This is a genomic window from Larkinella fluvii (assembly GCF_051857545.1).
Taxonomy (GTDB): Bacteria; Bacteroidota; Bacteroidia; order Cytophagales; family Spirosomataceae; genus Larkinella.
In genome coordinates this window covers 337,719-350,850 of the sequence record NZ_JBPZHB010000005.1, presented here as the reverse complement: position 1 = coordinate 350,850, position 13,132 = coordinate 337,719, and the positions used below count along the sequence as shown (strand labels likewise).

Here is a 13,132-nt window from a genome sequence, read left to right as displayed (position 1 = left end):
TACGCATATAAGTTAAATATACCCACTGTTGCCGTCATTCTAGACACCAGCAGGCAGAAAGAGAACGGAACCTATCCCCTGAAGCTACGCATTACATTTCAGCGCGCTAATAAGTACTACGCCATCAACTACGACCTGCTTGAATCGGGATGGTCTGATGTCCGGGACAAAAGCAAAACCCGCCGGGAGCTTCGTGAAATTCGGGAGCGTATTGCCGAGTTTGAGAACAGGCTGATGTAGTAATCAAAAAGATTGCCGTTTTTAATTTCCCTGACGTTGAAAAGCAGTTTTTCAGGAGCGAACAGGTAGACTCCAAAGAGCAGGCATTAAAAGTTGACGTTACGCACGCTTTCACTTGACCTTTTATAGTAGGTGGCTTCACTTACGCCCATTTTCCGGCAAACCTCCGCTACAGATACACCCGTGTCAGCCTGACGAAGCGCAAAAAACAATCTGTGCTTCCGTGAATTTCGTCTTTTTCGTAAGCGATTTTCTGATTGTTTAAATTATCAAAATCGCCTGAATTTCTCTACTTGTTAACTGTCCAGTTTTTAGGGACAAGGTAAAGAACGTCCGGTCCTCAGAATAACCATCGTCCAGGATTGGGCTCGGGTCAACCCTCATGTTCAACGCTTGAAAGGTCTAACAGTTTTCATTTTTTGTCAGTATATTAGCCCAGACGGTGCGCACCAGGCGGCCTTTCTTCCAGGAAGTCCCGGCAATTTGCTGTGGTGATAAGGCGGAATTCTACTATGAGATCTTATAGCTTAAGAGTTCCTGGTGAGCTACTTACTCCATTGGCAACCTGTTTTGAGGCTTTTTTCGAACGATCAAACAGCTTTTGGAAAAAAATAAAACCCCTTGCTATTATCGAAACGGTTTACGATGCCATTCGAATTATCGTGTATATTTTTCTGTGTTTGTCTGGTACAGAGGTAGCCGGGCAGACCACTCGAAACATTTCCACGATAGAAGGTCTTCCACAATCGTTCGTGTCCGGCCTGGAACAGGATAAAGCGGGATTTGTTTGGGTAGGGACAAGAAACGGACTCGCCCAGTATGATGGGATCACATTCAAAGTTTTTCAACATAACAATGAAGACTCCTCGTCACTTGCCTCCAATTTAATCATCACGACTAAATGGATCCATGATGGCATCTGGATCGAGCACGAAACGGGTATCTTTGATCGGCTGGACCCCGTTTCAGAAGAGTTCAAACACTATCCCATACCCACGAATTTTACCAGTAGTACCTTTCTTCGTCGCGCCTGGCTTGCCGACTCCCGGGGTACTATCTGGCGAATCATGGATGGAACCGGGCTGATGAGATATGGCGCAATACCCAAAATTTACACCAAAAAATCCCACGGGTTTGACAGTGATACGCTTTGGGGACTGTGTGAAGGCACCGACGAGCGTTTATGGCTACTGACCCGATATGGCCTTAGCAGCCTGAATAGAAAATCCGGTAAGGTTGAAAAGTTTGGATCACCGGAACTGCCCGATTTTCATAATTACCGCAATGCCGTTCGGTTTCCAGTCGGGCTGCACCAACGAAAGAATGGCGAGCTCATGTGGGCCGACCGAAAGTTCCTGTATTTTTTTTCTGTTTCCCGAAAAAAGTATTCGAAGAAAATCCGCTTTGCCTCGCCAGGTGATCGCGGGGTAACCTGGATACGCACCGGAGCCGACGGGAGCGAGTACTTCGAGCGGGGGACTGCTGTTTACCGGTACGACGATCAAACGGGTCTGCGGTTGGTTTATGGCCAGACCGAACTCAACAAGGACCCCATCCAATCGTTTTTAGTAGACCGGTCAGGTTTGGTTTGGTTGGGTACCAATGCCCACGGAATTACCCAGGTAGACCTCACTACGCCCTTTTTTCCGTCGTTCCCGGTCAGGGACGGGTTTGCCGGCGATGTCCTGCAAAAGGAATTTAAGCAGTCTTTGTCAGGCTTGTTTGCCTGGGAGCCCAAAGACCAGCGTTTTGCTGCATCGGGTTATCATCTGCGCTCGGCCTACGATCAAAGCGGGATGCTCTGGATTGGCTTGAAGGAACAAGTTGTCCGGTACGACACGGCGGCCAAAACCTTTTCAAAGCTTCCCCGGCTTCCCCAGGTATCCAATCCGACTGAAAGCGGCATCGGAATCAAGGGATTGACCATCAGCCCCGAGGGCGCACCGGTTGTGATCGGGTATAACCTGAACGTGTTGATTTACAACCAAACCAAAGCCGCGTGGGACTGGCTGGTGCCACCCGGAAAGATCGGCCTTCAGGTTGGTACCCAGATTATCCCTCAGGACATCACGATGGATGCCGAGCGCATCTGGATCACAACCGAGATGGACGGATTACTGTTCATTGAACGTAAAACGGGTCAGATCAGGCAACTTAAGCATACCCAGGCGCCCGGGGGCTTGCCTACCAATCAGTTACTGGGGTTGAAGCCCGATCCGTCCAGGGCCGATTTGCTTTGGATCGGTAGCCGTAATGGGCTGATTAGTCTGAACAAAAAAACGCTCAAAGCAGCGAGCTTCAACACCGAGACCGGTCTGCCGGACAACACCATCTATACCTTGCTGGCCGACCATTACGGCAACTTGTGGTTTGGAACCAACAAAGGGCTCTGCACCTTTAGCCCTATTACGCATAAAGTTAGGGTTTTTCAGACCCGGCATGGCTTGCTGGAAGACGAGTTCAACCGGTTTCATCAATTAATGTTGCCGGATGGTCGCCTGGCATTTGGCGGGACGCATGGCTGGACCGTGTTTGACCCAAATAAGATAAAAGACGATGTATACCAACCTGCGATTGCATTAACGGCGCTTAAAATCAATAATGAGACCATAACACCATCCGCAGGCGGGTTGCTTACAAAACCGGTTAATGCCGCCCGGGAACTTGTGCTGCACTACGATCAGAACTCGGTTACTTTTTTTTTCGCAGGCCTGCAGTTCAATCAACCGCAGGATTTGCGTTATCGGTATCAACTGTCAGGGTATGACAATGACTGGGTAAATGCGGGGCAAATATCCTTTGCGAACTATACAAAAATTCCCCCCGGCAGCTATGAGTTTTCGGTCAACGCCAGTAATACGGCCGGACGTTGGAGCAAAGAAATAAAGAAACTCATCATCATCGTCCGTCCACCCTGGTGGCGGACCTGGTGGGCTTATGTGGTTTATGCCCTGCTAATCGGCAGTGGTAGTTGGTATGTAATGCATCTCCAGGTAGCCCGCATAGAGCAACGCAAAGCCGCTGAACTCAAGAAGCAGGAAGCCCAGCAGCTCCGGGTCCTGGTGGAACTCAAAGAACGTTTCTTCACCAATGTCACCCACGACTTCCGGACCCCGCTCACGTTGATCCTTTCGCCCCTGACCCCGTTGATCCGGAAATACGCCGGGACGAAAGACGAAGGTAAACTGCTGTCCATTAAAAGAAATGCTGAACAATTATTGGCCCTGATCAATCAATTGCTGGACTTTTCCAAACTCGACGCCAAGATGTTGTCCCTGGACGAGTCGGCAGGTGACCCTGGCCTGTTTGCGGTAAATGTCCTCGAATTGTTTCGGGAAGAAGCGGCTAAAAAAGGCATCGAAATCAATTTCAGCAATCAACTGCACGGTCTTTTCTGGTTTGACGGCCCCAAGTTGGAACGGGTTCTGGGCAATTTGATTGGTAATGCGATTAAGTTTACTGCTCCCGGTGGGGCCATTACGATGACCGTAGCGGCAGCAGGCGAGTATGTTCTGTACTCGGTTGCGGATACCGGTATTGGCATACCCACCGACCAGATTGCGGATATATTCAAGCGGTACTATCAGGTACCTGAGAACGAAAAGCAGACCGTCAAGGGTAGCGGCATAGGCCTGGCGCTCGTTAGAGAGCTTATTGAGATGCAGCAGGGGCATATCGAGGTGGAAAGCCAGCCGGGGAAAGGCAGTACCTTCCGCATTTTCATGCCTTACCGCCCCGCAGCCCCGGTTGATACCAGCCTTTTGAATGCGGGGCTGAACGCAGCGTCGGCTATACCAGTCCCGGAAAACGAGGAAATTCATATTCTGCTTCTGGAAGACAATACCGAGCTGGCCGATTTGATTGCCGATAGCTTACCGGCCCACTACAGTATCGACCGGGCAACCAACGGAGCGGATGGCCTCAAGGTAGCGTTGGAGACGATCCCGGACCTGATCATCAGCGATGTCATGATGCCGGTGATGGACGGGTTTGAATTCTGCGAAAAAGTAAAACACCACGAGCAAACCAGCCATATCCCGGTAATCCTGCTGACGGCAAAAGTAGCCTTTGAAAGTCGCATACAGGGACTGACAACGGGAGCCGACGATTATTTGACCAAGCCGTTTCATGTCCCGGAGCTGAACCTGCGGGTCTACAATCTGCTGGAACGCCAGCGCCGGTTGCGCGCGCACATCCAGAAGCAGCTCAGCTCACCGTCTGCCGAGCTCAGGAAAAGCGTTGAACTGGATCCGTTTTTAACAAAATTCTATGATGAGATTGAGCAGGACCTTGACGACTCTTCGGTGAGCGTGGAGCAGTTGGCGTCACGGATGAACATGAGCCGTTCCCAACTGCACCGCAAAATGCGGGCCGTAGCGGGTATGCCCGTCAGTGATGTGGTCAGAAATTTCCGGCTGACCAGAGCCGCGGCCTTTCTCAAAGCAGGGTTTAGCAGTTCAGAATCCGCTTACAAAGCCGGTTTTGATAGCCCGGCCTATTTCACTAAATGTTTCCGGGAATTCTACGGCGTCACACCTTCCGACTTCCAAAAAAGTACTTTTTAAAGTACTTTTAAGATATTTCCTGCTCTGCAACCTCAGTTATAGGATCTGCAACGTGGCTTATAGCCCCTTTTCTGCCCAGGCTTCAATTTTGTAACCGCATCCCGGACTACAAATTGAAGTACTATGAAAATAACTCCATTCGTATCGCTGCTTACTGCCTGCCTGCTTCTGCTGACGGCCTGCCAGAAGAATGACAACCTGCAGCGTTTTACCATCGACGAGTCGGCATCGGCCATGGAATGGAAAGGGTACCTGAAAGATGGCAGTGGCAACAACGGTACCATCCAAATCAAAGGAGAATTGTTGGGCGCTGAAACAGGCGAGATCATCGGCGGACAGATCCGATTGCCCCTGGGATCGCTGATTAATATCAACCTGCCCACCGATGAGCTGAAGAACCAACTTATCCACCACCTGCAGAGTGCGGACTTTTTTGACATGGCCGTCTACCCTGAAATTGGCTTCCGGCTTACTTCCCTGACGCCGGATACCTTACTGCCGGGCACGTATCAGACCACCGGTGAGCTGACCATGCTCGGAAAATCCAGGCCGGTAAGCTTTCCGGTGAAGCAAAACCTGCGGGGAAACCGGCTGGAAGTAACCGGTGAAACCAGCATCGACCGGACCCAGTGGGGTATAACCTACGCCAGTGATGAAACGGCCCCGAACGGGCAGTACATCAAACCCGGCATGGACGTCGAGTTCAAGCTGGTGGCCCTCAAACAAGATCGGTAAACCGTGCCCCGAGCCGGGTTCGGGGAAGCTCTTTCGAACCCCTGTTCATTCAACTTCTCTTTATATAATTTTTACTCATCAAATCCAGTTAGTCATGTCTTCACAAAAACTTATTCATCGTCGAAATTTTCTGGAACGCTCCATGCTGGGGTTTGGCAGTGCCTTTTTGTTGCCCAGTCTCCTGCAAAGCTGCATCAAAGACCACAACTTTCCCACTCCCCAAGGCCCTGTGGGGCCCGTCTTAGACCTTGACCTTGACTGGAATGGCATATTCAGAACAGCTGTCACTGAAGGACTTAGCGAGATACCCGAAGCTGGTTCATTAATTAGCGCTCTGGTGGAAATCATCTGGCCAGTCGCAGGAGAAAGTCCGTGGGACCAGATCAAAGATCAAATGAAGGCTTTAATCGATAAAGAACTTGCTGATAATGCTTACAAACAGGTGCAATCCTTATTAGATGGTATGCGTAGGGATATCATTGCTTATAATCAACAAGTCGGAACGGGTGCTGATATCAAAACCTTTTGGATGTCTTTATATCTCATCAGTCTTCCAGGCGAGGACGTCTGCACACAAAAGGAAAATGGCTACGAGCTGCTTCTGCTGCCTTTGTATGTGCAGTACGCCACCATGTTCCTGGGTATATTACGGGATGCGGTAAAATACGGGAGATCATGGGGAATGAATGATAGCGAGATGGATTTATATACCGGGGTTTTAAAACAGAAGATCGTTGATTTTACGCAACACGTCGATGATACGTATGCAGCAGGCAGAGCTCCTTTTGAGAATAAGAAAGTGGATATGTGGCAAGTCGAACCGTTTAAATCCTCGAATGCCTTTGACCGCACGATGAGTATGCTGGTTCTTGATTACCGGGATACCTTTCGATATTATGATTGCACAATATGGCCCAATGGAGCCAAAAATCCGGATGGAACCCAGAAACGCTTATTTACCCGCGAAATCTATTCAGACCCACATGGCAATATCTTAGGTGTTGGGAACAACCCGGTGATTCCCCTCGTGTTACCCTACCCAGCCACCGAGCTTCCGACTCTGCTCACCGTCTGGTCGGGCGACCGGATTGATGCGGTTCAGTTGGCCGGCTATCCGGGCAACGGTGGCCCCGGCTTAGCTTCAGCAACGCCCCGGATGGGAGACACCAATGGGGGTACTGCACATACCTTCAACCTTTCGCCCCTCAATCCGATTACTCAGGTAAATATTAACACGTATCACTCCCCCGCCACTGGTAACGAAATGGCTACTGACACGCTTGAGTTCATCTTTAACGACGGCACAAGTACTGGGATGATGGGCAAAACAACTGGAGATTCCAAGCTATTTTCCATCGGGTATGCTGGTTATGCCCTCTCCAGCATTTACGTGCAGGGAACCAGTTACTGGGATCCGGGTAAAAGTATCAACTGCATCGTGTTTGGCTTTGTGCCCTGGCCGTTTCACCAATAGAGGTTGGCGGTTGACCGCTCACAAGCCCCAACGAACGCCCGGCGGCATAAGCATCCTTAGGAAATTAACATGATGAAAAAGAAAAGTCCGTTGGTCGCCCTGTTGCTGCTGGGCGTCATGAACCTCGCAGCCTGTAGCGACCATCAGTTGCTGCCGGATATCGGAGCGGGTGCCTCGCTGGGCGACGGCCACAAACGCATTGCCTTGCTTTGCATGCTCTCGAATGTCAACTACGATCTGGTGGCCGCGTCGGAGCAGGCGTTGAATCAGAACACGCTCAAAATCAATGACGCCCTGCAAAACAACCCCGCCATCCGGGCTTATCTGGGCACCGACTGGCAGGTCGTTTGGGGACCGGCGATTTCGAACAGCATCAGAAAAGCCACCACCAGCAAAGTCGACAGTTTCGTCACCGATAATACGATGTACGTGGCCCGAAGTACTGATCCGGCTACGGGAAAGCGGCTGTATGTGGTGTCCATCGCGGGCACCAATGCGGTCTCGCGCAAAGGGGCGCTTTCAGAAGATTTCAATGTCATTAACGAGAAGGCCTGGCAGACGCCCAACAAGGGTAAAATCAGTGCGGGCAGCGCGCTGGGCTTCACCATCCTCAACACCATGACCGACCCTGTCACGGGAAAAACGCTCCTCCAGTTTCTCAGTACGCTCAGTGATGACGAGCCTACCGAGGTCGCCTTTACGGGCCATAGCCTGGGCGGAGCCCTCTCACCCCTGATGGCGCTCAACTACATTGAGTGGAAGCAACAGATGGGTAGCCCGGCTATCCAGGTAAGCGTTTACCCCATTGCCGGACCCACCCCCGGCGACAGGGAGTTCGCGCTTTATGCGGCCGGGCAATTTGGGGAGGGTTACCACTCGGTCATCAACGCCAACGACATCGTTCCCCATGCCTGGCAAAAGGATATGTTCGCGAAGATTCCGTCGCTGTACCAAAACGCGCCCCCGTTCAACCCGGGCGGTTCGGCGGGGTTTCGGTTGCCGCTCAAAGAGCAGTTGGCGTTTGATGCACTCAAACTGGTGATTGATGCAAAAACGTATCAGCGCATTGCCCCCGAGCGGGAGTTGGTCTTCCAGGGCCGGGCGAATGGGTACCCAGACGGGTCGGGGACGTTTTTCCAGGAGGCTAAGTATCAGCATGTGATGGCGTATTACCTGGACGCCTTTGCGTTTCCGCAAGCGGTCATTGATGCCATTTCAAACTAATTGCCGCATGATAACGTCGGTTCCGATGCCCTGCTGCCTCTCCCCGAACCGCAAGGCAACGACTTGAAAAACCCCGAAGACTCATCCTTTCATTACGTGTTACCATGAACAAAATAGTACCGAAACGTATCCATCAACTTGTTCTGTTTAGTTTGCTCCTCATGGGGGGCCTAGGCTGTACAGACCATGATGACGTGAGTTCGCGCCCGGGCAAGGGTACCCTGATTGACCACGGATCGATTTCGGTACCGGTCCAGGGCCATTCCGACTTTGCTTCCAATGAATTTCAACTGGCCGCCTACCAGAACCAGTTTGTTTACGTGGCCACGTCGGATGGATTATGGAAAAACAATCTGCTGACCAAAAAGTGGTCCCGAAGCGGTTTTGAGGGCCGGAAGGTCTCCTGTATTTTCAGCCATCCAACCCTTGAAAACAAGCTTTTTGCCGGTGTTGTCCCCGCCGAAAATACCGGTGAAAAGTCATTGTTCATCTCCACCGATGGCGGAGCCACCTGGAAGGCGGCCCAATCACCGGTTCACGATGAGCTGGATAATCGGTATGAAACGTATGTCTGTCTGGCCGTGCGTCCCACTCACCCCGATCAAATCTATGCCAATCTGGAAGGAGGCACCATGATAGCGGTTTCGACCGATGGGGGAATCAACTGGCAACGAATGAACCATGAGACGGATTCCCGGTGGGGGTACCGAAGTACCATCGTTTTTTTGCCCGATAACCCCAATCAACTCTTTCAGGGGAGTGAAAATCCGTTGGATGATGCCTGGCTGGGCCGATACGATATTGATGCCAGCGATCCGGTGTTACTGACTAATTTTACCAAAGTGGTGGATCGGAGCGTTTTTGGCAATAGACGACCAGTAGAACTTCAGACCACCGCGTACACAGGCAACCGCATTTACGTGGGTCAGGAAGGGGCCTTGAGCAAAGTAACCGGGACCCATACCCTATTTATTTTCAAAGCGGAGGAAGACAATCCTACATTACCCTATACCTACATATACGGAATCTGGATCGATCCCAATAACACTAAACATATCCTGTTCGGAGGAGCCGTTAATGGAAATCAAACATTGGTCAGCCTATTTGAAACGTTTGATGAAGGAAAAGTAATAATGCCGGTAACCGCGGATTCCACGTTGGCCACGGCCCAGGTGACCAAGATTATTGCCACCGATACGGATCCGGCCATCGTTCTCTACGATCCCGCTAAGGCAACCAACTATCCGGCTTTTTCTTTATAAGTCAATGTAAATCACGTTCTCTTTACTACTTAAAATGCATACTGTTCTTGTTGTGGGTGCCGGTCCCGTGGGCTTAGTGATGGCGACTGAACTGGCACGCCATGGCATTCGCTGTCGAATTATCGACGCACTTAGCCAACCCTCGTCTTCCTGCCGGGCCCTGGGCGTAACAACCCGTACACTCGAAGTTTGGGAAGATATGGGAATCCTGCGGGAAGCCCTTGCGGCCGGAATCTGGATCAGCGGCAGGCGGGTCACTATTGCTGGTGGGCCTGCCCAGGATATGCGGGAAGATTTAAGCGGGTTTCCGTATGCCCAGGCTTCGTTCAGCATTCCACAGCCCCAGACCGAGCGTATCCTGACCCGGCATTTGGCGTCCTTTGGTATCGTACCGGAGCGTGGGGTTACCCTGACCGCCCTGACGCAGGCCGATGAAATCGTAACGGTCTGGTTAATCTCGGCTGACGGAAAAACCGAAGAAACCCGGTTTCGTTACGTGGTGGGCTGCGATGGAGCGCACAGCCTTGTCCGGAGGACTGCCGGAATTGCTTTTGAAGGAGAGAGGTTGCCTTATGAATTTATGCTGGGCGATGTGCAAATCGACTGGCAACTCCCCAGGGGGTACGCCTTCCAGTCAATCTACCCCGCCGTTAACGCAGCACCCGACTTTTTTGTCGCCATTCCCATGCCCGAACCCAATCGGTATCGGGTCTCCATGCTGGCTTCCACCGATTCGACCGTACTCCACGAAGGGACCGATCATGGAATCCAAGCCATGCGGCCGGCACCGGACCTGGAGTTGCTGCAGGCCAAAGCGGACCAACTGGTGGGTGAACCCGCCCGGTTAAGCGACTTACGCTGGTCGTCTATTTTCTGCATTAGTATGCGGCTGGCCAGTTCCTATCAGGTGGGTAACGTATTCATCGCTGGCGATGCGGCTCACCTCCATCCCCCAACCGGAGGTCAGGGTATGAATACGGGTATTCAGGACGCCTATAATCTGGCCTGGAAAATGGCCCTTGTTTTGAAGGGAAAGTCACCGGAAAGTTTGCTCGGGAGCTATACGATTGAGCGTCGGGAGGAAGGTGAAAAGGTAATCGCTCGCTCGCTGCGGGCCTCGATGAACACCGGACAGGCTGGCTTTAAAACCGACCGGCTGGCGGATACGCAGTTGTTGGTTTCGTACCGCACGAGCCCCTGGGTTGCTCCCTTTTCAGAAGAGAACTGGCCGTCGGAGTTCCGGCCCGGAGATCGGGCCCCGGATTGCCCGGGGTTACGTCGACAGGGAGTCGGCTATCCATGCCGTTTATTTGATTTAATCCGGGGGACGGCGCATGTTTTACTCATCGATCTGCGAGATCCGACAAAAGATAGTCAAGATGCTCTGCATTCATTAGCTGCACGAGTACGCCGTGAACTGGGCGAAGCGATTGGATTAGACCTGCGGATTATTGCGATTAGCCCCCTGATGAATCGTTTCAATCCTCTTCCTGAAATCACCTGGGTGCATGACCCCGACGGATCGTTTACGAATACCTATTCCTCACAGAACGAAGCTTGCTGGCTGATCCGGCCCGATGGTTATATAAGCTGGTGTGGAGTTGGCTACACGAATCCCGCTCTTTTCTCGTATCTGCAGAAGCTATTCGCAGCTCCGTTCCGGATCCATCAAACGCAACCAGGTGGACTTCAACCCGGCTAACGGGCTAAAAAGCCCGTTCAACCCGGTATGAAATTTCACAGGATCGTTCATTTCCAAGAACTGATGCCGACCGGCTGGTAATATTCAGCAACAGTTCGCGCCTTTTGGCAGTTAGCGGGATAGTCTGTCTGATCGCTAACCCAACATCCTATGAATCGCTCCTTTACGCTGGTCCTTCTGCTTTTGGTACTCTGCAGCGCCTGCCTGAATGACCACATCATCGCTCCCATTGCCATCAAACTGGAAAGCTACCCCATTCCCGGAGATACGTTTTTCCCGGAAGGCATTGCCTACGATGCCCACCAGGGTGTCTTTTACACCGGCAGCATTGGCAATGGCGATATTCTGAAAGTTGACGTCCAGACCGGAAATACCAGTCTGTTTGCGTCCGGTCCCGCCCAGGGGCGCCCGACCTGCAATGGCCTGAAACTGGATGCCAAAGGTCGCCTGTGGGTCTGCGGGGGAACCCAGAACAAAATCCAGGTGCTGAATCCGGATGGCTCCCTGCTTAAAAATTGGGATTTGACGGCTTTTTCGGCAACCGGGTTTATCAATGACTGCATTCTGGACGACCAGTACGTGTATTTCACCGATTCGTGGAATCAGCAGGTCTACCGGACCAGTGTGGCCGCCAGCCAGCCGGGCGAGATCGAGCGGTGGCTGACGTTCACCAACGCCCAGATTCCGTACGCTCCCACTGGCGTCAACGCCAACGGCATCGAGATGACTGAGGACGGCCAGTACCTGATTCTGGTCATCTCGCCGGTCGGCAAATTATACCGGATCGGTATCGCCGACAAAAGCATTGCTGAAATTCAATTATCCACGCCGGTAACGGCGGGCGATGGGCTGTGGCTGGAGCAAAACACGCTCTATGTTTCCCGCAACGCTTTGAACCAGATTTTCCCGGTCACGCTCAGCAACGATTATTTGCAGGGAACCGTCGGCACGGGTTTTGGCGACAATCTGTTGTTCAACACCACGATGGCGAAAGCGGGGCCGTATTTTCTGGTTGTCAACGGCCAGCTCAACCGGCGAATGGGGCCAACACCGCCCGTTTTGCCGTTTACCGTATCGCGGGTTCTCATTCCTTAAGGAGCTGAGGGAGCAGGCCAGGCTGGATCGGTACGCTGGCGTGAACCTGCGGGTTGATCGTTTCTACTGGATAAAAACGGAGCTGTAGACGAAAATAGCATCATCATTACTATTGAGATGATGAACGATCCGAAAAGTCACACGAATAAAGAATTTATTTTTCTATCACCTCCGTTTTCATCAACGATTCGTCAAGCGGTTGCATCAGTTCTTTGATTTCGGCTTTGGTCAGCTCCGGGTCGATCCAGCGATGCTGCTCTTCGTGACTGAGCATCAGCGGCATGCGCTTTTTGGTGTTGTGGATGTATTCCATGATCGGGTTGGCCGCCGTCGTCACAATCGAGAACGTCGGTTGTCCTTTCCAGACCGAATAGATACAGCCCAGTGCCAACGGTTTTTGGTCCGTCAGGGGGATGTAATAGGGGATTTGGGCTTTACCCTCGTGCCGCCATTCGTAGAAACCGTCGTTCTTTGCCTGGACCCGTGTATCGGTTGCCTGGGCTGCCTTCTGGCCAGCGTAACCCAATTTAGGCTCTACCCCGGTAGCGAAAGATCAGCCGGTCATCGGTTTCCTCCACAAACTTAAAATTCAGGTGGCCGTCAAAACCGTTCGTGGTAAATGGAATGGTGTAATCCTGCCAACCGTCTTTGTAGCTGTCACCGGGTTCGTTGCTGATGTGGAGTTGCAGCAATTGCAGGATCAAGTTACCGCTAACGCGGCCAAAATCACCGGTGACGATGTTCTGATTCTGAATCGTGACGATTTTCATGTACGGTGAGCTTTGTAACGGCTAAGCTACTGACAGATAAACGAACGACCTAAATTTACCTTTCG

At 51.8% G+C, this 13,132-nt stretch carries 10 protein-coding genes and 1 pseudogene; 8 read left to right on the top strand and 3 right to left on the bottom strand.

The genetic code is table 11. From position 1 onward, the window contains the following. Positions 1 to 18: 18 nt before the first annotated feature. Positions 19 to 240, top strand: coding sequence for an Arm DNA-binding domain-containing protein (locus ACS5NO_RS14885; RefSeq protein WP_439416150.1), 222 nt, complete (start codon positions 19 to 21; stop codon positions 238 to 240). A gap of 125 nt (positions 241 to 365) precedes the next feature. Here the strand turns inward: ACS5NO_RS14885 and ACS5NO_RS14880 are convergent. Then, a pseudogene (locus ACS5NO_RS14880) lies at positions 366 to 498 on the bottom strand (transposase); the annotation flags it as partial. Positions 499 to 731: 233 nt separating this feature from the next. On the opposite strand from ACS5NO_RS14880, the gene ACS5NO_RS14875 reads away from it, so the two are divergent. The 7 genes from ACS5NO_RS14875 (at position 732) to ACS5NO_RS14845 (ending at position 12,297) form a co-directional block, all read left to right on the top strand. Beyond that, positions 732 to 4,805, top strand: a complete 4,074-nt coding sequence (locus tag ACS5NO_RS14875; protein WP_439415890.1) for a hybrid sensor histidine kinase/response regulator transcription factor — start codon at positions 732 to 734, stop codon at positions 4,803 to 4,805. Between the two features lie 123 nt (positions 4,806 to 4,928). Beyond that, complete coding sequence (locus ACS5NO_RS14870; RefSeq protein ID WP_439415889.1) at positions 4,929 to 5,540, top strand: YceI family protein; 612 nt, start codon at positions 4,929 to 4,931, stop codon at positions 5,538 to 5,540. A 94-nt stretch (positions 5,541 to 5,634) separates the two neighbouring features. Next, complete coding sequence (locus tag ACS5NO_RS14865; protein ID WP_439415888.1) at positions 5,635 to 7,014, top strand: insecticidal delta-endotoxin domain-containing protein; 1,380 nt, start codon at positions 5,635 to 5,637, stop codon at positions 7,012 to 7,014. Between the two features lie 72 nt (positions 7,015 to 7,086). Beyond that, the gene (locus ACS5NO_RS14860; RefSeq protein ID WP_439415887.1) at positions 7,087 to 8,238 is read left to right on the top strand and encodes a lipase family protein; all 1,152 of its coding nucleotides are present in this window, start codon (positions 7,087 to 7,089) and stop codon (positions 8,236 to 8,238) included. A 104-nt stretch (positions 8,239 to 8,342) separates the two neighbouring features. Continuing rightward, positions 8,343 to 9,500 (top strand): WD40/YVTN/BNR-like repeat-containing protein, encoded by a 1,158-nt coding sequence (locus ACS5NO_RS14855; RefSeq protein WP_439415886.1) that lies wholly within the window; start codon positions 8,343 to 8,345, stop codon positions 9,498 to 9,500. A gap of 34 nt (positions 9,501 to 9,534) precedes the next feature. After that, complete coding sequence (locus tag ACS5NO_RS14850) at positions 9,535 to 11,202, top strand: FAD-dependent monooxygenase (RefSeq protein ID WP_439415885.1); 1,668 nt, start codon at positions 9,535 to 9,537, stop codon at positions 11,200 to 11,202. Positions 11,203 to 11,352: 150 nt separating this feature from the next. Continuing rightward, a complete protein-coding gene (locus tag ACS5NO_RS14845) occupies positions 11,353 to 12,297 on the top strand; it encodes an SMP-30/gluconolactonase/LRE family protein (RefSeq protein ID WP_439415884.1) in 945 nt (314 codons plus the stop codon). Between the two features lie 154 nt (positions 12,298 to 12,451). Here the strand turns inward: ACS5NO_RS14845 and ACS5NO_RS14840 are convergent, their stop codons facing one another. Together ACS5NO_RS14840 and ACS5NO_RS14835 are read right to left on the bottom strand one after the other, a co-directional pair. Beyond that, positions 12,452 to 12,823, bottom strand: coding sequence for an SOS response-associated peptidase (locus ACS5NO_RS14840; RefSeq protein ID WP_439415883.1), 372 nt, complete (start codon positions 12,821 to 12,823; stop codon positions 12,452 to 12,454). Between the two features lies 1 nt (position 12,824). Then, positions 12,825 to 13,067: a hypothetical protein gene (locus ACS5NO_RS14835; protein WP_439415882.1), complete on the bottom strand. Its 243-nt coding sequence runs from the start codon at positions 13,065 to 13,067 to the stop codon at positions 12,825 to 12,827. Between the last annotated feature and the right edge of the window lie 65 nt (positions 13,068 to 13,132).

What these genes read in the sequence shown, in the direction of transcription:
- ACS5NO_RS14865 (WP_439415888.1), top strand. Translation starts at nt 5,635, where the DNA reads ATGTCTTCACAAAAACTTATTCATCGTCGAAATTTTCTGGAACGCTCC.
- ACS5NO_RS14835 (WP_439415882.1), bottom strand. Translation starts at nt 13,067, where the DNA reads ATGAAAATCGTCACGATTCAGAATCAGAACATCGTCACCGGTGATTTT.
- ACS5NO_RS14850 (WP_439415885.1), top strand. Translation starts at nt 9,535, where the DNA reads ATGCATACTGTTCTTGTTGTGGGTGCCGGTCCCGTGGGCTTAGTGATG.
- ACS5NO_RS14855 (WP_439415886.1), top strand. Translation starts at nt 8,343, where the DNA reads ATGAACAAAATAGTACCGAAACGTATCCATCAACTTGTTCTGTTTAGT.
- ACS5NO_RS14860 (WP_439415887.1), top strand. Translation starts at nt 7,087, where the DNA reads ATGAAAAAGAAAAGTCCGTTGGTCGCCCTGTTGCTGCTGGGCGTCATG.
- ACS5NO_RS14870 (WP_439415889.1), top strand. Translation starts at nt 4,929, where the DNA reads ATGAAAATAACTCCATTCGTATCGCTGCTTACTGCCTGCCTGCTTCTG.
- ACS5NO_RS14845 (WP_439415884.1), top strand. Translation starts at nt 11,353, where the DNA reads ATGAATCGCTCCTTTACGCTGGTCCTTCTGCTTTTGGTACTCTGCAGC.